This is a genomic window from Paenibacillus plantiphilus, assembly GCF_927798095.1.
Lineage (GTDB): Bacteria > Bacillota > Bacilli > Paenibacillales > Paenibacillaceae > Paenibacillus_Z > Paenibacillus_Z plantiphilus.
In genome coordinates this window covers 84,978-103,104 of record NZ_CAKMMF010000023.1, presented here as the reverse complement: position 1 = coordinate 103,104, position 18,127 = coordinate 84,978, and the positions used below count along the sequence as shown (strand labels likewise).

The 18,127-nt window shown below is 45.3% G+C and carries 18 protein-coding genes and 1 pseudogene; 13 read left to right on the top strand and 6 right to left on the bottom strand.

Going from position 1 to position 18,127, the window contains the following annotated elements:
- Positions 1 to 118: Rpn/YhgA-type helix-turn-helix domain-containing protein (locus L6H65_RS26950; protein ID WP_503827062.1), on the top strand; the 118-nt coding region annotated here is incomplete at its 5' end.
- Positions 119 to 203: 85 nt separating this feature from the next.
- Here L6H65_RS26950 and L6H65_RS18995 read toward each other — a convergent pair.
- On the bottom strand, positions 204 to 434 hold the full coding sequence (locus L6H65_RS18995; RefSeq protein WP_236344232.1) for an Rpn/YhgA-type helix-turn-helix domain-containing protein: 231 nt from the start codon (positions 432 to 434) through the stop codon (positions 204 to 206).
- 718 nt (positions 435 to 1,152) lie between these two features.
- Here L6H65_RS18995 and L6H65_RS18990 point away from each other — a divergent pair.
- Positions 1,153 to 1,479 (top strand): nucleoside triphosphate pyrophosphohydrolase, encoded by a 327-nt coding sequence (locus L6H65_RS18990; protein ID WP_236344231.1) that lies wholly within the window; start codon positions 1,153 to 1,155, stop codon positions 1,477 to 1,479.
- Positions 1,470 to 1,655 (top strand): annotated as a pseudogene (locus L6H65_RS18985) (DEAD/DEAH box helicase family protein); the annotation flags it as partial. The gene L6H65_RS18990 and the pseudogene L6H65_RS18985, both read left to right, overlap by 10 nt.
- A 248-nt stretch (positions 1,656 to 1,903) precedes the next feature.
- Here L6H65_RS18985 and L6H65_RS18980 read toward each other — a convergent pair.
- Together L6H65_RS18980 and L6H65_RS18975 are read right to left on the bottom strand one after the other, a co-directional pair.
- Entirely contained in the window at positions 1,904 to 2,302 is a 399-nt protein-coding gene (locus L6H65_RS18980) for a retropepsin-like aspartic protease (RefSeq protein WP_236344230.1), read from the bottom strand.
- Position 2,303: 1 nt separating this feature from the next.
- On the bottom strand, positions 2,304 to 2,546 hold the full coding sequence (locus L6H65_RS18975) for a hypothetical protein (protein ID WP_236344229.1): 243 nt from the start codon (positions 2,544 to 2,546) through the stop codon (positions 2,304 to 2,306).
- A 529-nt stretch (positions 2,547 to 3,075) separates the two neighbouring features.
- Here L6H65_RS18975 and L6H65_RS18970 point away from each other — a divergent pair.
- The 7 genes from L6H65_RS18970 to L6H65_RS18940 all read left to right on the top strand — a co-directional run bounded on the left by L6H65_RS18970 (position 3,076) and on the right by L6H65_RS18940 (position 12,238).
- Complete coding sequence (locus L6H65_RS18970) at positions 3,076 to 4,686, top strand: helix-turn-helix domain-containing protein (RefSeq protein WP_236344228.1); 1,611 nt, start codon at positions 3,076 to 3,078, stop codon at positions 4,684 to 4,686.
- A gap of 132 nt (positions 4,687 to 4,818) precedes the next feature.
- The gene (locus L6H65_RS18965; protein ID WP_236344227.1) at positions 4,819 to 5,841 is read left to right on the top strand and encodes an ABC transporter substrate-binding protein; all 1,023 of its coding nucleotides are present in this window, start codon (positions 4,819 to 4,821) and stop codon (positions 5,839 to 5,841) included.
- A gap of 332 nt (positions 5,842 to 6,173) precedes the next feature.
- Positions 6,174 to 8,150, top strand: a complete 1,977-nt coding sequence (locus L6H65_RS18960; RefSeq protein WP_236344226.1) for a chemotaxis protein CheA — start codon at positions 6,174 to 6,176, stop codon at positions 8,148 to 8,150.
- A gap of 30 nt (positions 8,151 to 8,180) precedes the next feature.
- Positions 8,181 to 8,672 carry a chemotaxis protein CheW gene (locus L6H65_RS18955; RefSeq protein ID WP_236344225.1) on the top strand — a complete coding sequence of 164 codons (492 nt, stop codon included), beginning with the start codon at positions 8,181 to 8,183 and terminating at the stop codon, positions 8,670 to 8,672.
- A gap of 29 nt (positions 8,673 to 8,701) precedes the next feature.
- On the top strand, positions 8,702 to 10,378 hold the full coding sequence (locus tag L6H65_RS18950; protein ID WP_236344224.1) for a methyl-accepting chemotaxis protein: 1,677 nt from the start codon (positions 8,702 to 8,704) through the stop codon (positions 10,376 to 10,378).
- Positions 10,379 to 11,194 carry a CheR family methyltransferase gene (locus L6H65_RS18945; protein WP_236344223.1) on the top strand — a complete coding sequence of 272 codons (816 nt, stop codon included), beginning with the start codon at positions 10,379 to 10,381 and terminating at the stop codon, positions 11,192 to 11,194.
- 6 nt (positions 11,195 to 11,200) lie between these two features.
- Entirely contained in the window at positions 11,201 to 12,238 is a 1,038-nt protein-coding gene (locus L6H65_RS18940; RefSeq protein ID WP_236344222.1) for a protein-glutamate methylesterase/protein-glutamine glutaminase, read from the top strand.
- On the opposite strand, the gene L6H65_RS18935 is transcribed toward L6H65_RS18940, so the two are convergent.
- Both L6H65_RS18935 and L6H65_RS18930 read right to left on the bottom strand, forming a co-directional pair.
- Positions 12,225 to 12,968, bottom strand: a complete 744-nt coding sequence (locus L6H65_RS18935) for a sensor histidine kinase (RefSeq protein WP_236344221.1) — start codon at positions 12,966 to 12,968, stop codon at positions 12,225 to 12,227. The genes L6H65_RS18940 and L6H65_RS18935 overlap by 14 nt on opposite strands.
- A gap of 23 nt (positions 12,969 to 12,991) precedes the next feature.
- Positions 12,992 to 13,654: a response regulator transcription factor gene (locus L6H65_RS18930; RefSeq protein WP_290370455.1), complete on the bottom strand. Its 663-nt coding sequence runs from the start codon at positions 13,652 to 13,654 to the stop codon at positions 12,992 to 12,994.
- 189 nt (positions 13,655 to 13,843) lie between these two features.
- On the opposite strand from L6H65_RS18930, the gene L6H65_RS18925 reads away from it, so the two are divergent.
- Complete coding sequence (locus L6H65_RS18925) at positions 13,844 to 15,805, top strand: MASE3 domain-containing protein (protein WP_236344220.1); 1,962 nt, start codon at positions 13,844 to 13,846, stop codon at positions 15,803 to 15,805.
- A gap of 47 nt (positions 15,806 to 15,852) precedes the next feature.
- On the top strand, positions 15,853 to 16,506 hold the full coding sequence (locus L6H65_RS18920) for a M48 family metallopeptidase (RefSeq protein ID WP_236344219.1): 654 nt from the start codon (positions 15,853 to 15,855) through the stop codon (positions 16,504 to 16,506).
- A gap of 64 nt (positions 16,507 to 16,570) precedes the next feature.
- Here the strand turns inward: L6H65_RS18920 and L6H65_RS18915 are convergent, their stop codons facing one another.
- Positions 16,571 to 17,731 carry a hypothetical protein gene (locus tag L6H65_RS18915; RefSeq protein WP_236344218.1) on the bottom strand — a complete coding sequence of 387 codons (1,161 nt, stop codon included), beginning with the start codon at positions 17,729 to 17,731 and terminating at the stop codon, positions 16,571 to 16,573.
- A 46-nt stretch (positions 17,732 to 17,777) separates the two neighbouring features.
- On the opposite strand from L6H65_RS18915, the gene L6H65_RS18910 reads away from it, so the two are divergent.
- Positions 17,778 to 17,942, top strand: a complete 165-nt coding sequence (locus tag L6H65_RS18910) for a hypothetical protein (protein WP_236344217.1) — start codon at positions 17,778 to 17,780, stop codon at positions 17,940 to 17,942.
- Positions 17,943 to 18,127 lie beyond the last annotated feature (185 nt).

Here is an 18,127-nt window from a genome sequence, read left to right as displayed (position 1 = left end):
AGAGACAAGCACTGAAATTGCTGCCAAGCTCTTGAATAGGGGCGTAGATCTGCAAACCATTGCGGAAGCAACGGGGCTGTCTATAGAAGAAATCAAGGCGCTGCAACCCATTAACTGACGGTAGGCTCCAACTTTAGAAAATCTAATGGTGTTATCTCGACAGCTGAAAGGCTGTTTTTCTTTTTGTGCAATGTTTTGAAGATTTAGAGGACATGAACAATCATAAAGAAAAACTGCCAGGGAGCAAATCCCTGACAGTTAAACATTAGTGAGCTTGAGCTAACTTTTTTTAATTCCTCGATTGAAATACCGGTGAATTCGGAGATTGATTCCAAATCCATGCCCTTCGCTAACATTTTGGATGCAACCTCAAGTTTACCTTTTCTTTCGCCCTCTTCTCTTTCGCCTTCTCGTAAGGATGCCTCGTCATGCAAAGCCTTTCTCTCATTTGATAAAGCCGACGTGCCTCTTCGTCTTGACTAAGGAATTCCAGAACAGTCATCGCTTTGCCGAGTTCAGGTTCCTGCATTTTCAGCACCTCCAATTTAACAATCCGCCTGATACAGCGGTCTGTTGATTGTTCAGCTTTGACAACTCAAGAAAAAATGAATATCAAGATCATCTGTCAATGAAATGCCGCTGCGGTCTTCCCGTAATGGTGAGCATTTCTTTATATTCTTATATGGCCGTCCTTCTTCAAGCTGGCTAGCGTACTGCTTACTTCAATAAAAAAACGCCCGCTTCTCATTGTCAATTTTCCTTCTTCTATCTTGGCTTGAACAATATGTTTGCGCGTAATGGGCAGCATGATCAGAAAATGATGGTTATTGTTTTTGAAATCTATCAGCGTACCGAGGTTAAGCAAGGCGATTGCTGTAAATATGCCTACAAAGTGAATAGACGAGGAGCTTTTTGGTATAAGAAATACGTTATTTCGAAATTTGGAAATACGATTGAAATGGGCACGATGATTGGCTGGTCGGAGTGTTCGTGCTGATCGCCGTGGCAGTCGGGATATGGAATGAGGCTTGAGCGCTCCAATAAGACTGTTCTTGTGACAGTTCTTTTTGTTCTGGTTTGCACTAATCTCTTCCATTCCCTTTGTTATGATACAATAATAGACAATTAACCATGCAAAGGATGAGATACCCCATGCCGGTTTATAACAAGCTAGTTCGTGATCTTATTCCCGAAGTGATTAAATCCAATGGCAAAGAATGCCGCACACGTATTCTGGATGAAGAAGAATATCAAAGTGAACTTGCCATAAAGCTCAAGGAAGAGTCGGAGGAATACTTTGCTTCCATAGATCCGAAAGAATCGTTGGCAGAACTTGCAGATATGCTTGAGGTCATACGGGCATTAGCCTCCTTTCATGGTGCGTCTTGGGAGCAGCTTGAAGCTTTGAGGGTGAAGAAGGCAGAACAACGTGGCGGATTTCAGGAGCGGGTGTATCTAATCGATGTCGAGGAGCCATGAAAGAGGGAGACGCGGATTGCGTGTTTGCTTCGATTTACACTCTCGGGATGAAGAAGCACCGTGAATCTTTCACCCGGGACCGGTTTGATCTTATCGTGGTGGACGAATTCCATCATGCTACCGCAGCGTCTTATCTATCGGTCATCCAATATTTTGAACCGAAGTTTTTACTGGGTAAATGATCGTTCTCCTCTATATGCTCGAACGTGGTCCAGAGCATTGGGCGGGGTCTGTCACCTCCCGTGAGGCAGCGCTATTCTTCCATAATTACTTTATGGATAAGGAATACCGGAGAAGAATTGATTTCGAAATGGGGCTTGGCAAAAGCTTCGAGGGAGATAGAAAGCCGCATCAAATGAGGATTGTTGGCATTATTGAAATCCACTTAAACAAAAGGGGGGCGCGATTCGCGTCCCCCTTTTGTTTAAGTTCGATTGTACTTTGACGGGTACATTTCCATTCTATGAAGATCAATAATCATATTGCCTTGCTTTAAAATATCCAAGCCAATGAGTCCATTAATATGATCAATATCCTCATGGAAAACACCGAAATCAAAGCAAGGATTGTCCATTGTGAAGTTGCCTAGTTGGACTCGTTCGATCTGCTTGCGAAAGGAATATTCGTCTCCGCCGATTCCAAAGCTGCGAACAAGCTTGTCGCCATTTTCAAAGTGAATCCCAATTTGTGCTGCGATATCGGAAGAAATTAAAGAGTGCGCTGCGCCGGTATCGATGACTAAATGGTCGATCGTCAAAGAGCGGCCTTCATAACGAATCGTCATGGAGGTTTGCAGCAGGTTATCTAAATATTCAATTTGCATACTATCGGCTCCTATAGAAAGGGGGCTCTCTCAGTTCAATAGCGATTTTTTCTTGGCCCGTGTGGTAAACGATATTGTTGTCTTTGCATTTCAAAAGCTCTTTAGTAGCCTCGGAAGGAGTTTGAATGGCCCGTACAAGAGCAACCTCGTCGACATACTGGATATTATTTTTGGTATGGGAACCAAGGATTTCGAGCAGGACGTATTGATCGGGATAAATCGTGCGTACCTCTTGCCATTGCATTGTGATCACATCCTTTGGATAATTTCCGTGCAAGTTTATTTAAGCTTATTATACCGCACCAATTGAAAGAAGTGTACTTTCGAGCCCGGCATAAATCCAGAGTGCTATCTTCTGTCAAAGAGTTCTCGGTAGAGTATTATAAAGTCTGACTGGAGCTTGCATGGTATGCAAGATTCGCAGACACGATTCACTTGTCCAATATCCAGATGACTGACGATAATCGTATTCAAATGAGCCGATACCCCGTACTGCCTGGTCAAAACCCAAGTGAAGGCTGGGCGCCAATCGAGGAATATGTACACCTCATCACTCAAGAGAACAAGAGCGTAAAGATCGTGTTCGAGCATAAGTCGGATTTAGTCTCTGAGGAAGAGCTGTGGGAGTGCTATAACTGGGTAAATAAATGTATTGTTTATTATTGAGATATGAGTTGTGCATGCTTCTGTATTCGGGATAAAATCGGAACATGAGCAAAGGACGGACATACCGGCTGGAATGAGCGCTAAAGAATCATAAGGGGGGTGAAGCCATGCTTGCTATGACGCTTCTGAATCGTTTTTTATACCAACTCAATCGACTTCGGCTCGTTCAATATAATAGCGGAGACGATGCCGGCGATCCATCAGGAGAGGCGCATACGCTTCTATTCGTAATGGAAGGGCGCGGAGATATTCATATCGACGGCGAGTCGCATCCCTTGGAAGTCGGCCGTGTTTACTGTGCAGCTCCGGGACATCTATTGCAATTTCGCAATGTACCGGAGCATTCTCTTGTCCGCGCCTATCGGATCGAATTTGAACGATTCGGCTTAATGGAGCATTCCTCCGTTCACCGTTTGTTCCGTAAGCCGGGCTTTCATCTGGATTCCGGAGAAATTCGCGTTGCTGAACCGAATCGTGCCATGGCGCTGGCCGAAGAAATGATGAGCCTTGGCATCGAGGAAGCGAATCTGTTGGAAAATCGGTTCAGACAGCTGCTGGAAGAACTGCTCGGGCGAAAATCCGGGCATGCCGACGTGCGAACGACAACGAAAATTCAAGAGGCTATATTGTATATGAAGGAATATTATGCTGGCAAAATCACGCGAGATTTAATGGCCGGCATGTTGAAATTAAATCCCGAATATTTCTCGGTGCTGTTTAAGAAGGAAATGGGTGTTGGGTTCTCGGAATATTTGAACCGACTTCGCGTGGAGAAAGCCAAGGAGCTGCTTTTTTTGTCCACGCGCGGCGTACACGAAATTGCACTTGAGGTCGGGTATACGGACGGTTTTTACTTCAGCCGTAAATTCAAGGAGCTGGCCGGAGAAACGCCGACTGCGTTTGCAAGACGGGAGAAAAGGATAATCGCTCTGCAGCACTTGGGTCATTTGCTTGCTCTGGATGTCAAGCCGGTCGGCGCGTCACCGACTTATTTGACGAGATGGGGGATCGCGAATGAGCGAATGACGGATATCGCTTGGATTAGTGAACAATTCCGGCTTGAAGATATCGCTGCGCTCAGGCCAGATTTGATCATTGCCCATCATCTGATCGACGACGAACAGCTCGAACGTCTATCGTCCATCGCTAGAACTGTTGTCGTGCCTTATAACAAAAGCAGTCCATTAACGCTTTTTTCATTAATTTCCGAGCTGCTCGGCAAGAAGAAGGAAGCGTCCATTTTTTTGGAACGATTCAATCGCAAGGCGGAGCAGGCTAGACGGAGACTGGCCGGCGCTATATGCGCGAACGAGACGGTCGCTTATTACGAGATTTGGAGGGACCGTATTTGGCTAATGAGCGAAGCGAACGGCAGAGGCGTGGCCAACCTGTATCATGCGTTGGGATTGAAGCCGCCTGCGGCTCTAAAGAAAGATGTGCTTGATCCGGGTATTCCGCTCAGTATAAGCATCGAAGAGCTTCCCGGTTATGCGGCCGACCATATGCTAATCGGTGTTTATCGAAGTGAACAAGAAGCCGCATCTGATTCCGGCTGGTTCGAACGACTTCAGCAAAGCAAGGAATGGCGTACGCTTCCGGCCGTCATTCACGGCCGAGTACATGTAGTTGATTTACATGCATTAGCGCCAAGTGATATGTTGTCGCTCTATTATCAACTGGATTTGCAGGTCGAATGTCTGCTTGCGGCAATCAAATAAAAATACATATCAAAACCCTATATTCTGAAATGGACGGTGTGGCGGCACAGTGTTACCATTGTATTCGATAGTGGTGATAATGATTATCATTATTATAAATTCAATCTAACATTGCGAATAGGGGTTATCGACATGAAGGTAGACAGATCTAGAGCAATCGGTTTAATGATTTTCGTGCTGGCATTGGTTTTGATCGTTTCAGGCTGTGGTAATGGCGGTAATGGCGGCAGCGGCGGATCGGTCGGATCATCAGAAAATGAAGGAAAGACATCGTCTTCGAAATCGGGTGAGACGGAGGCTCCCGACAGCGGGCCGACCACCAGAATATATAAAGCTTTGAACGGCGATATCGAAGTACCGGCTAATCCCAAGCGTGTCGCATCGCTTGTATTCGTTGGCGAACTACTGGCACTGGGAGTAAAGCCAATTGGAACTGGCCAGGCATTTCTGGAAAAGGGGTTGTTTGTCGAGGAGTTGAAAGGCGCTCAGCCAATCGGGGACGAGCCCTCTCTCGAAAAGGTATTGGCACTGCAGCCGGATCTCATTATCGTCCATAATTTCGTAAAGGATGAGATCGTGGAGCAATTGACGAAAATCGCGCCGACTGTTGTTATGCCCTTCAATGACAGGGGGCCTATAGAGCGCCTGCATATGTTCGCGGAACTTCTGGGCAAAGAGAAAGAGGCCGAGCAATTTATTCTGAGATATGAGGCGAAGGTTGCCGAAGCAAAGAAGAGACTGGAAGGAACGATCAAGGAGGGGGAGACGGTCGCTTATTACGAAATTTGGGGTAAAAGCCTATGGGTAATGAGCGAGGCGAACGGCCGTGGCGTATACAATTTGTACAAATCGCTAGGACTTGAGGCGCCGGAAAAGGTCGAGACGGATGTCATTGCAGCTGGAAAAGGCATCGATATCTCACTTGAAGTTCTACCTGACTACGCGGCGGATCATATGTTCGTTGGCGTATACGCGGGGGATGGAGGCGACAAGCGGGCGGAGGATATATTCGCAGGAGCGCTGTGGCAGGGGCTTCCCGCGTTCAAAAATAACCATGTGTACATTGTAGACATCGACCAGTTTGCCCCGAGCGATATTAATGCGCTGTACAAACAGCTGGATTTGCAGCTGGACATCTTAAAAGGCGTGAAATAGCCCCCTATCTAAGGGAGTGAAACCGCCTCAAGCGGGACACCATTCGCAGTCAAAGCCGTCACTCTAAGCCGTCACTCTAAGCTTAGGTGGCGGCTTTGTGCTGTCCGTTCCGATGGTTGTAATCCCCACCAGGTGGGAGCACTTGCAAGTCATAGTCAATTAGGGTTTTCCCTATAATCTGACAATAGAGGATAAGGGTTTCTCCTAATTGTATCCGACTATGAAAGCCCGTATTGTGTAAATACGGCAATAAAATGAAAGCGCTTTATTAACCCCGCTCAATTTCTGCTTTACGGGAAGGTTGGACTTTGGGGAACAAGAGGTGAAGCAGGATGTCCATTAATTCCAGTGATGACAAATATCGCGAAATGTTTATTTTTGAAACGATGGAGCTCGCGGGGCAGCTGGAACAAATCATATTGAACAGTGAGAAATCGAATGGTGCGGACCCGCAGTTCATCGATGAGATATTTAGAATTATGCATACGATAAAAGGCTCCTCCTCGATGATGTTCTATAAGCATATCGCATTATTGACCCATTCCGTCGAGGACGTCTTCTTCTACTTGCGAGAGGAGAAGGGGAAGGCGTTTGACTATGCGAGGCTTACAGATCTTGTGCTCGAAGTGATTGATTTCATCAAGGTTGAAATTACGAAGCTTCAGGCTGGAGACGACCGAATCGGCGACCCCTCTATACTCATCCAGGAGATCCAGCTATTCCTCCAACAATTGCAGAATGATCCCCCTGCTGGTCAAGGCGAAATGGGAGCCGAGTTAAATCCATATGAAGCGGTCTTCACTTTTGTTGATGGCTGTGAGATGGAGAATATTAGAGCATTCGGAATCATTCATAAGCTTAAAGATAAGGCAGAGAACATCAGGCATTTCCCAGAGGAATTGATCGACGATGAGAACAGCTCCGAGATCATTCGGCGAGAAGGGTTTACGATTCTTTTCCATTCGGAGGAGCCTCTTGAGAGCTTGTATGATTTCCTCCAGGAAACGTTGTTTACGAAAAGCTTGACGTTGAGCAGGAGAGAGAAGGCGGTCATAAGTTTAGAGGAGCCTCTGACTGATTTGGCAGTCAAGACATCCGAGACACCTGAGATACCCGAGACGCAATTGCAGCCAGATAGCCAGAAGTCCATGAGCAAGCAAAGCATCATTAGTGTGAACGTCGCCAAATTGGACAGGCTGATGGATCTCGTTGGCGAGATGGTCATAGCTGAAGCGATGGTTACTCAAAATCCGGAATTGGCCAATCTGGAGCTGGACAGCTTTCATAAAGCCGCAAGGCAGTTGAAGAAGATAACGAATGAACTGCAGGATATGGTTATGTCGATACGAATGGTTGAGATTTCTACGACCTTTCACAAATTCAATCGCATTGTGAGAGACATGTCCAGACAATTAAATAAAGGCGTTCAATTGCGAATCGTTGGCGAGGAAACAGAGGTAGACAAGAACATTATCGATCGCATCTCAGATCCGTTAATGCACTTGATTCGCAATGCGATCGACCATGGACTAGAGCATGCGGAGCAGCGAAAGGAACAGGGCAAGGCGGAGATCGGCACGATTACACTTGAAGCGAAGAATGCCGGAAGCGAAGTGTGGATTACGGTAAGGGATGACGGCAAGGGCCTCGATAAGCAGAAAATATTACAGAGGGCTAGAGACAACGGTTTGATTATCCGACCTGAAAGTGAATTGTCCGACAGAGAAATATACGCATTCATCTTCTATGCGGGATTCTCTACGAACGAACAAGTGACGGAATATTCAGGGCGCGGTGTAGGCATGGATGTCGTGCTTAAAAATATTGAAGCTTTAGGCGGAGCAGTTTCTGTTGATAGTGTTCAAGGCAAGGGAACCGACATCATTATCAAAATACCGCTTACGCTAGCTATTATCGATGGGTTGACGATTAGAATTGGCGATCTAAAGTATACGGTGCCAGCAACCTCCATTAAGCAGTCATTCCGAATTACACCCGCCGATGTGATCGTGGATCCGGATAATAACGAGATGATCGTAGTTCGTGGACAATGCCACCCGATCATAAGACTGCATGAACGGTTCAAGGTGCCGACAAAAGTAACGAAGCTGCATGAGGGCATCATTATGATGGTTGAGAATGACGGTCATATCATTTGTCTGTTTGCAGATGAGCTGATCGATAAGCAGCAGGTCGTCGTTAAGACATTGCCGAGCTACTTCAAGAAAATGAATGGCATAGCTGGCTGCACCATTCTTGGTGATGGAAGTATTAGCTTAATCCTGCATACATCTGATTTTTTCTCGTAAATAAGCTAGTTCTAAGAAGGAGATGAACCTATGTCGGAGGCGAAAAGTGAAGTGTTCGAAGAAGAGGATACATTGCAGGGAAAGTTCCTTACATTCCCGCTTGGCGCGGAGGATTATGGCATCGAAATCAAATTCGTTACCGAAATCGTGGGCATTCAAGCCATTACTCCCATTCCGTCCATTCCCGAATATATCAAAGGGATCATTAATTTAAGAGGAAAGATCATTCCGGTGATGGATGTGCGATTGCGGTTCAAGAAAGAGCCTAGAGCGTATAATGATCGAACCTGCATTATCGTGATTGATATTAAGGAGGTGACGATAGGACTCATCGTTGACAGCGTCTCTGAAGTCATATCCATCCCAGATGAGAACATTATCGAGCCGCCCTATGTAAACAAAAATGTACATAACAAATTTATTGAAAGTATTGCCAAGATCAACCATGCAGTGAAGCTGATTCTGGATTGCGATAAGCTGCTGAACGAAGAGGATCTGGAAGAGTTGGAACCACTATTATAAACATCATATACTTCTAGGGGGAATTGTTAATGAGATGGTTTTCTAATTTGAAAATTGGCGTGAAGCTGATCATTGGTTTTATTTTCGTAGCGGTTATTGCCGGAGTAGTAGGCGTAACGGGAATGCTTAATTTAAATACGATTAATGGTTCTTATAGTGAAATGTCGGATAATAATCTTAAAGCTTCTGCATCGATAGGGAACATTGCTGTTGGTTTCCAGAACTTTAAGGTTTATTTGCGAGACATACTTGTTGAGGCGGGAAGTGCTGATCGCGGTAAGTTTGTCGAGGAGATTGCGAAGTATGATGCTGTTCTGGCGGACAATATGATCATTTTCAGGGAAACATTGCGTACGGAACAAATGGAAGCAGAGTTTAAAAATCTTGAAGCATCCATTGCAGGCTATAAACCGATACGAGATGAAGTGAGTAGTCTCGCCTTATCCAATAAGGAAGCGCAAGCACTGCGTTTACTACGTACAGATGGAGTTCCAGTCACATTGGCTGTTCAAAAATCGATTGATAAATTAATCGAGTTAAATGCCGAGTATTCGATGCAGGCAGCCAGTGATAATTCATCGTCCGCGAATACAAGTATTCTTATTATGGGCGCTCTGGTAGTTATCGGTATGATCATAGCGATCGTTCTTGGTCTCTACATTTCCAGAATTATTAGTAAGCCTGTCAGAGATTTGGTAGCTGTATCTGAGAGGATGGCCTCAGGTGACTTGAATGTAGATGTGAGAATTAATTCCAACGATGAGATCGGTGCGCTAAGCGCATCCTTCAGCACAATGGTTGACAGCATTAACGAGGTGCTCTCGAATATCAATGTATCCTCTGAACAGGTTGCTTCAGGGTCCAGGCAAGTATCGGATTCGAGCCAGGCGCTATCCCAAGGAACGACGGAACAAGCCAGCTCCATCCAGCAGCTGACGGCCTCGATGGAAGAGATATCAGCCCAGACGAAGCAGAATGCGATTAACGCGAATCAGGCGAATGAGCTGTCTATTATAGCGGCTGAGAATGCGACTGAGGGCAACAATCAAATGCAGGAAATGCTGAAGGCGATGGAAGATATCAATGATTCTTCTGCGAATATATCGAAGATTATTAAGGTTATTGATGAGATCGCCTTTCAAACCAATATATTAGCCTTGAATGCTGCTGTTGAAGCAGCACGGGCAGGTCAGCACGGCAAAGGCTTCGCTGTAGTAGCGGAAGAGGTTAGAAACCTGGCAGCACGCAGTGCGAATGCAGCGAAGGAAACGACGGATATGATCGAAGGCTCCATTAAGAAGGTGGATGCAGGAACGAAGATTGCTACCGCCACTGCTGACGCTTTGAATAAAATCGTTGAAGGTGTGGCGAAGGCGGGTACGCTTGTAGCTAGTATTGCCAATGCATCCAACGAGCAGGCAACGGGAATTTCACAGGTCAATCAAGCGATCATGCTTGTGTCCGAGGTAACGCAGACGAACTCCGCAACCTCCGAAGAGTGCGCATCTGCAAGTGAAGAGCTGTCCAGTCAAGCGGACTTGCTGAAAGAGATGGTTGGCAAATTCAATCTGAAACAGAATGGAAAAGCCCCCACCTATAGTGGATATGCAAGCGCAGACGTTCTGCGTCATAGTCATTCGCAGGCTGCTCCTGCAAAGCCAAGAGTGAGAATCGATCTGGATGATATGGACTTTGGGAAGTATTAGATGATTACCATTACAGATCATGAATTTAAGAAGTTATCGGCATTAGTCAAGAGCAACTACGGGATTAAACTGGGTGATGAGAAGAGGTCCCTTGTAGTAGGCAGACTGCATAACGTTCTGCTGCATAAAAATTTCGATAATTTCACGGAATATTATGACTATGTTGTGACAGATACGACAGGTGAAGCGCTTACGACATTGGTGGAGAAGCTAACGACGAACCATACCTATTTCATGCGTGAAATTGCACATTTTAATTTCTTCCGTGATCATGTGCTGCCTCACATCAAGGAAACAGAGCGGAGCAAGGATCTGCGTATTTGGAGCGCGGGGTGCTCGACAGGTGAAGAGCCGTATACATTAGCGATGATTATCGCGGATTGGGTCGGATTCAATCAGGATGGCTGGGAAACGAGGATTCTGGCAACGGATATATCCAGTAAAGTGCTGGAGGCAGCTAAGAGGGGGGAATATCAGCTTGAGCAGCTCGCATCGATTCCAGCCCCTTGGAGAAAGAAGTATCTTAGAAAGGTCAATGAAGAGAGGGGGATGTTCATCGAGCAGATTAGAAACGAGGTCATATTCAGACTGTTCAATCTGATGGAGCCGGTATTCCCCTTCAAGCGCAAATTCCATGCCATATTCTGCCGGAATGTAATGATCTACTTTGACGCCGCAACGAGGAAAGCTCTAATTAATCGATTCTATGAGATCATGGAGCCCGGCGGATATTTGTTCCTTGGACACTCGGAATCGTTAAGTCGCCATGAGTCTAATTATCAATATGTGATGCCATCTGTTTATAGAAAGGGGTAGGACTCAATGAAACATCGGAGAAAAATCAGAGTGCTGGTTGTTGATGATTCACCGCTATATAGAGAAGCGTTGGCAAGAGGCATCTCTGCAGATCCGAATATTGAAGTCGTTGCCACGGCATCGGACCCCTTCATGGCCAGAGATCGAATTATTGAATTTGAGCCGGATGTCATGACCTTGGATGTGGAGATGCCCAGGATGAATGGGATTGAGTTTCTGCGGAGGCTGATGCCGCAATATCCGATTCCCGTAGTCGTAGTCAGTGCACTTAGTGAGAATGTATTTGATGCTTTGAACGCGGGCGCGGTCGAATTCGTCACCAAGCCCGATTGGAAGCTTGAGAGAGGGATGGAGTATTTAATTAATGAGTTGACGATTAAAATAAAAGTTGCTTCAGCGGCAAACGTGTCAGCATGGAAGGCGAATGCAGCTAACAGCAGCTTAGGCGGAGATCGAATCAATGCCGATTCAAAAATCAAGGTGATTGCAGTCGGTGCTTCCACCGGGGGTACAGAAGCCATCTATCAGCTGTTGAAGTCCTTCTCCAGAGATATGCCGGGCATCGTTATCGTGCAGCATATGCCTCCCGTATTCACGAGAATGTTCGCCGAACGGATGAATAATACGACGTTATTAGAGGTTAAGGAAGCAGAGCATGGGGACAGGCTCTATCCAGGACGCGTTCTCATTGCTGCAGGAGATACGCAAATGAGACTGAAGAAAGCCGGAGGCTCTTATGCTGTTGAATGCTATCCTGGGGAGAAGGTTAGCGGGCATTGTCCTTCCGTTGATGTCCTATTCGAATCCGTTGCCGAAGCTGCTGGCAACCATGCAATAGGCGTCATTCTGACGGGGATGGGCCGTGATGGCGCCAATGGGCTGCTGGCAATGCGGAGAAGAGGGGCAAGGACGATTGGACAAGATGAACAATCATCCATTGTTTATGGAATGCCCCGAGCAGCCTATGAAATAGGAGCCGTTGAGAAGCAAGCTTCATTGAACGCGGTATCACAAGCCGTATATGCAATAGTCAATGGAAGATAACTTGAACCTCGATGCGAGTTCCTTTATCGATTTCTGAATGTATGGCAAGGTTTCCGCCGATTGATTCGACTCGCTCTTTCATATTGTACAATCCCAATCCAGAGGTTGGTTTATTCATTCCGGATGAGAATCCTCTTCCATCATCTGTTATGTGAAGGAGCAGCTGTCCTGGTAAATTCGTAATTTGAACGTTCACCTGACTAGCTTCTGCATACTTAGCAGCATTCGTAAGCGCTTCTTGGGCAATCCGATAGAGAGCGGTTTCGAGCTTCTCCGAGTAGCGCCCATGCTTCCCAATTAACTGGAAGGTGGTATGAATCCCGAACGTTCGCTCATATTTGTCCAGATAGGAGCGAATGGCGGGAACTAAACCCAGATCATCCAATGTCGCAGGCCGAAGCTCTGCAGCCAGCCGTTTCACTTCATCCAACGCCTTATCCGTCATTCTCTCCATCTCCAGCAAATGATCACGGAAGGAGCTGTCGATCTTCAGGTTCTTAATAATTTTCAATCCCACAAGCACACTGTAGAGTGCCTGTCCAATACTGTCGTGCAATTCATGAGAGATGCGTTTGCGTTCTTCCTCCTGGGCCTCGATTGTTTTGTCCCTTAAAGTCTGCTTCATGCTGAGAAAAGCTTGATAGCGCTTTCTTGAATGAAGATGATAGGCCGCAATAACGCCCAGCAGCACGAATATAATTGGAATATATACGAGATGCAATAGATTCAATGGCAGTATCTCCTTCCAAAGATTTAAGAATCCAGATAGCCATTCTTTATCGCATAGCTAACTAATTCTGCACGTGTGCGCAGCTGAAGCTTCTCCATGATTTTTGATTTATGCGCTTCGACGGTCTTGATCGATACGTACAGAAGATCGGCAATTTCCTTGTTGGAGAAGCCCTTCGCGATTAGCGGAACGACCTCATTCTCACGGATGGACAACTCTTTCATTAGCACAGTATCTTTCGGTAAAGCAGTGCTGGGATGCATAAATTTCTGTATAATCATCTTGGCAGCTTGAGGAGATAAGTATGCTTCCCTGTTGGAAACAATTCGGATTGCACCGATAAGCTCGGCTTCCTGTGAGTTCTTCAATATGTATCCCGAGGCCCCCGCCTCTAAGAAACGAAACAAGTATTCCTGATCCTCATTCATCGTGAGCACGAGAATTTCCACATGAGGCGCCGCCTTCTTCAGCCTGACAGTTGCGCTAAGGCCGTCTTCGCCTGGCGGCATGTTCAGATCCATGATGACGACATCAGGCTTTAATTCCAGAGCGCGTTCGAAGGCCTCCTTGCCATCGCTGGCGGTTGCAATGACCTCCATATCTTCTTCCTCATTGATTAGCATGGAGAGACCAGCACGTATGATAGCATGATCATCTGCAATTATAATTTTTATCTTACTATTCATGATAGGCCCCCACTCCATATTGTTGGCAGAGATATTGTATGACAACCGACTGCAATAAACGACAAACTATTACATAATATGATATATTAGAAGTGTATTATACTATAAGGAAATCATCAAAGGTATATATTAATGATTCTGTATTGCAACGTATTTTCTCTATATACATAATGGATGGTGTCTTATAGCATGTCGATACCTGAACAATGGTTTCTTCCAGCGCATTCTATGCTGGAGATGCTAGCTATTTTCGTCGCATGGATTATATTTCTGCTCGGATGGAACGCTTACACACCGAACCGCCCTCGAAACATCATCTTCCTGTCCTGTTCTTTACTAAGTGTAGGGGTGCTCGACTTATTCCACATGATGTCTTATGATGGGATGCCGCCTCTAATTACTGCCAATAATCCTCATAAGGCGATTGTTTTCTCGCTTGCTGCCCGTATGGTTGCTATATTAGCATTGGGGCTAGCCGTTTTTTTGCCTTGGAAGCGGTTTCGATACCGCTCATCCCGTTACTTATGCTTATTAGCTAGTCTCTGCTTGTGTGTTGGATTAATAGCGCTCATTCTTTATCGGGCGAGCTGGATACCTGTAACCATCACGGAAGGAAATGGACTAACCCCTTTCAAGATCGGAATCGAAGCCGCTTTCGCAGCCATTCTGCTGTTCATAATGATAAGCCTTCTTACAACAGGCTCTCGGCGAATAGAGGGTATTCATAAAGGCAGCTTGGTTACAGCAATTGGCTGTATGCTTCTAGGTCAGTCTTGCTTCATCTTCTATGACGGGACGACAGATGCAATGAATGTCGTGGGGCATCTGCTCAAAGTTATTTCTTACTATTATATTTATCGATCTTTCGAGACATGCAGAGCAACGATTCATAGTATGGAAGAAGCCATGACGCAGCACATGAGGCTGGAGGAACTACAAGCGCGTAAGAACTCCATCCTTGAAGGAACATCTGATTTCATCTCCATTGCAAACGCACAGGGAGAATTGCTTTATTGCAACGAGACTGCACGGAACATTCTGGGGCTTGAATCGCCGCTGCCGCCTCATAGAACGATAGATCAAGCTTTTCCACAATGGGCATTCGAGCAAGTGGTGAAGGAGGGGCTGCCAGCAGCTATTCGGGATGGCGTGTGGCATGGCGAGACCGCATTGCTAGATAAGGCTGGAAAGCAGATCCCCGTGTCACAAACCATTGCAGCTCACAAGAATGGGGAAGGGCAGGTTGAGTATTTCTCTACCATCTGCCGTGATATTACAGAGCGCAAGCAAATTGAACAGCGGGATAAGCTGTCTGCCAGACTATTCGAATGCGCAAGAGAAGGGTTCATGGTTACAGATGCCAAGCATGCCATTCTTCAAGTTAATCCTGCCTGTGTTGCTATAACGGGATATGAGGAGAGTGAGGTTCTTGGCAATACACCGAGAATGCTAAGCTCAGGCTGGCATAAATCGGATTTCTACGATGGCATGCGGCACAGTATATTTGAGACAGGGCATTGGTCCGGCCAAATGTGGAACAAACATAAGAACGGGGACTATTATCTAATAGAAATTACGATTAGCAAAGTAAGTGATCAATCATTCGAATATTATATTGCCGTATTCAAAGATATAACCGAGAAGCAGCAGCTTGAGGCCAAATTAACGCATCAAGCATCGCATGATATTCTGACTGGTCTGCCCAATAGGGAGACACTGGCCATACGGTTCGAACAAGCTGTTCAATATGTGGAGAATCAAAATCTGGTCATCTGTTTGATGCATCTTGATATCGATAACCTCAAGCAAGTAAATGCTGAGCTTGGACACAGTGTAGGCGACCAACTACTCAGAATGATTGCGGAACGTCTGAAGCAAAGTGCCCGCGCCAGCAGCACTGTGGCAAGAATCAGCGGGGATGAATTCGTCATTCTTCTGCCTGACCTGAGGCGTCAGGAGGATTATATTCGTGTTGTCGATCGAACGCGCGAGACATTGTCCCCACCGTTCGAGGTCGCAAGCCAGCATATAACGATTGCATTCAGCATAGGAACTTGCTTTTATCCCGATCATGGTGTCACACTGGATGCCTTGATTATGAATGCGAATCCTGCACTGCGCCAATCAACACGGACACTGCAGGGGCAATGAACGGGATTGATAATGGTCGGGTATGTAGTGATTGGAGTGTCTTATCAATGAAAATTGGATTTGGTAATCATGTGATAGCGTTTCATGTTCAATACGGGAATAGAAAGAAAATTTCAATTAGGATCGATTCTTTGGGCTTCATAACCGTTAAAGCTCCCAACGAGACAAGTGAAGAGACGATTAGAAGCGCCGTGGAACATCATGGCAAATGGATATTGGAGAAATTAGACCGCATTGCGATGGCCAGGGAAACCACTGGGGCAAGGGAGTATCAAGATGAAGGGAAGTTCCTTTACCTTGGGAAAGAGTATTCCCTTCATGAATTAATAGAGACGAATGAGTTGAATGAAGAGGAGCTCAAAGGAAATCTCAAAAAATTCTATTTCTCAAGCTGCAAGAAGATTATAGGAGAACGAATACCTATCTATCAAACACAACTGAAAGTAAAACCGAAAACCATTGAAATCGTAGAGTCTCATACTAAGTGGGGAAGCTGCAGCTCGGATAAAAAGCTAACCTTCAATTATCGTCTGGCGATGGCTCCGATTGAAGTGATCGATTATGTAGTTATTCATGAGCTCTGTCATCTGATTCATATGAATCATGATCGATCATTTTGGAGACGTGTGGGGAGCATGATGCCGGACTATAAAGAAAAGCAGGAGTTTTTAACGAGGTATGGGAGTGCTATGACTCTGTAAACGAAAAGACCTCACCGCTTATGGTGAAGTCTTTTCGTTATATAAGGTCGGAGTGACTCGTTGCCTATAGATCATTGAAGCTCCGAGCAACTAGTCCGGTTACGCCGGTGCCTTGGTATGAAATATTTTGATAATAATACCCGGAGTGACTATGTTGAAACTTAACTTGACCGCTAGCGTTGGAAATCCTTATACCTGGTTGCATTAAATACGTACCTTTTGCCACCTTAGTGCCAAGAGGGAAGTCAAAGGTCCACTTGCCAAAACCTAAAGACTGGGAGGAGTTATCCGTCACATCAACCGATTGTCTGGAGAAATCCCATGATACAGATGGTAAACCACCTGTCAGGGACACGTTGAAGTTAGAGCCTGCTATCGTTGTGGTGGGTCCATAAGATAGAAGCTTTTGATCAGGAACGTAGGGTTCTACAGTATGCCGTGTTGCGATTTGGCGTGTTTGATATCCATTTACAGCCCGGGTTTGATTGGAAGCCTTTACATCCCAGACTGAAACTGTCTTGCCGTTAGATATAGCAGAGCCTTGTTTCGAATACTCCACTGTGGAATCCAATAATCCTGCAACTACGTAGGAACCATCTGAAAGTTTTTCTTGATCGCTATATATAGCCCAGTGGAAAGTATCGATATAACTAGTTCCATCAGGTACAGCAGCAGCGGTAATGGAGTTGTTTGGCTCTAATGAAACTGCTGGGGGCTCAGTGTAAATCTTGCGCTGTTTTGTAAACGCATTTGTCTCCGTGTAAACCTCTGCCGCTATCTCGATGGCATATTTTTTTATATCCTTTAATGGAGTATCGTCGATATTTGAAAAGTAAAAATCAGTATTTTTCTTACCGTTGATGGTATAATAACCAATGGCTATCAAATTTGCTTGTTTGCCATTTTCTTGGGGCAAGATCTCGATATCACCTTCAACGAATGATGCAATGTTTTCTTTTTTTAGTATTTCTCCCTCCATATGAATAAAGTGATATTCTTTCTTGGAAGTAGAAATTTTCATTCGGAGTAAGTCATTTATTGTTTGATCGTTGAACCAGGATGGTATATTTTGAGTAATCGGATCTGCAATCCACTCGGCGGATTCCGAAGTGATAATCGCGGCAGGGATTTCAGCTGCCTTCACAGGTTCAACCGAGGGTACCGCACTGCTGATCGCAAATACAGCAAATGCCGCAATCGTAGTTGAATATAATAATTTTTTCATTGTCACATTACCTCCATATTCAAATTCGTTTAAAGGAGAACGTTGAATGATTAAATTAATTGAAATAATCGCATGCATTGCACTAGGTTTTTTCTCAGGTATATTGCTAAGCGGGAACGGAATTCATATAAGTGAAAGCGGCATACATATTTTACTTGGATGTATTTTCTGGGCCCTCATCCTAATTTACCTTAAACTTGAAAAAAAGTAATTAAACAGTTTTGTGATATTTTCGTATCAACAAGCATCTGCTGCAAGGACTTCCCTTGTTGTAGATGCTTACTTTGTTGTGGCTCCTCAAATGTGTTAAGCTTAATTGTTAGGACATAAAGAGACGTTTTGTGGAGACGTTACAAGTAATGTTGACAATGATATGTTAAAAATACAGATTAAGCT

Bases quoted from the DNA above. Each gene is read 5' to 3' on its own strand.
- L6H65_RS18990 (WP_236344231.1), top strand. From the start codon at position 1,153: ATGCCGGTTTATAACAAGCTAGTTCGTGATCTTATTCCCGAAGTGATT.
- L6H65_RS18980 (WP_236344230.1), bottom strand. From the start codon at position 2,302: ATGCAAATTGAATATTTAGATAACCTGCTGCAAACCTCCATGACGATT.
- L6H65_RS18975 (WP_236344229.1), bottom strand. From the start codon at position 2,546: ATGCAATGGCAAGAGGTACGCACGATTTATCCCGATCAATACGTCCTG.
- L6H65_RS18970 (WP_236344228.1), top strand. From the start codon at position 3,076: ATGCTTGCTATGACGCTTCTGAATCGTTTTTTATACCAACTCAATCGA.
- L6H65_RS18965 (WP_236344227.1), top strand. From the start codon at position 4,819: ATGAAGGTAGACAGATCTAGAGCAATCGGTTTAATGATTTTCGTGCTG.
- L6H65_RS18960 (WP_236344226.1), top strand. From the start codon at position 6,174: ATGTCCATTAATTCCAGTGATGACAAATATCGCGAAATGTTTATTTTT.
- L6H65_RS18955 (WP_236344225.1), top strand. From the start codon at position 8,181: ATGTCGGAGGCGAAAAGTGAAGTGTTCGAAGAAGAGGATACATTGCAG.
- L6H65_RS18950 (WP_236344224.1), top strand. From the start codon at position 8,702: ATGAGATGGTTTTCTAATTTGAAAATTGGCGTGAAGCTGATCATTGGT.
- L6H65_RS18945 (WP_236344223.1), top strand. From the start codon at position 10,379: ATGATTACCATTACAGATCATGAATTTAAGAAGTTATCGGCATTAGTC.
- L6H65_RS18940 (WP_236344222.1), top strand. From the start codon at position 11,201: ATGAAACATCGGAGAAAAATCAGAGTGCTGGTTGTTGATGATTCACCG.
- L6H65_RS18930 (WP_290370455.1), bottom strand. From the start codon at position 13,654: ATGAATAGTAAGATAAAAATTATAATTGCAGATGATCATGCTATCATA.
- L6H65_RS18925 (WP_236344220.1), top strand. From the start codon at position 13,844: ATGTCGATACCTGAACAATGGTTTCTTCCAGCGCATTCTATGCTGGAG.
- L6H65_RS18920 (WP_236344219.1), top strand. From the start codon at position 15,853: ATGAAAATTGGATTTGGTAATCATGTGATAGCGTTTCATGTTCAATAC.
- L6H65_RS18915 (WP_236344218.1), bottom strand. From the start codon at position 17,731: ATGAAAAAATTATTATATTCAACTACGATTGCGGCATTTGCTGTATTT.
- L6H65_RS18910 (WP_236344217.1), top strand. From the start codon at position 17,778: ATGATTAAATTAATTGAAATAATCGCATGCATTGCACTAGGTTTTTTC.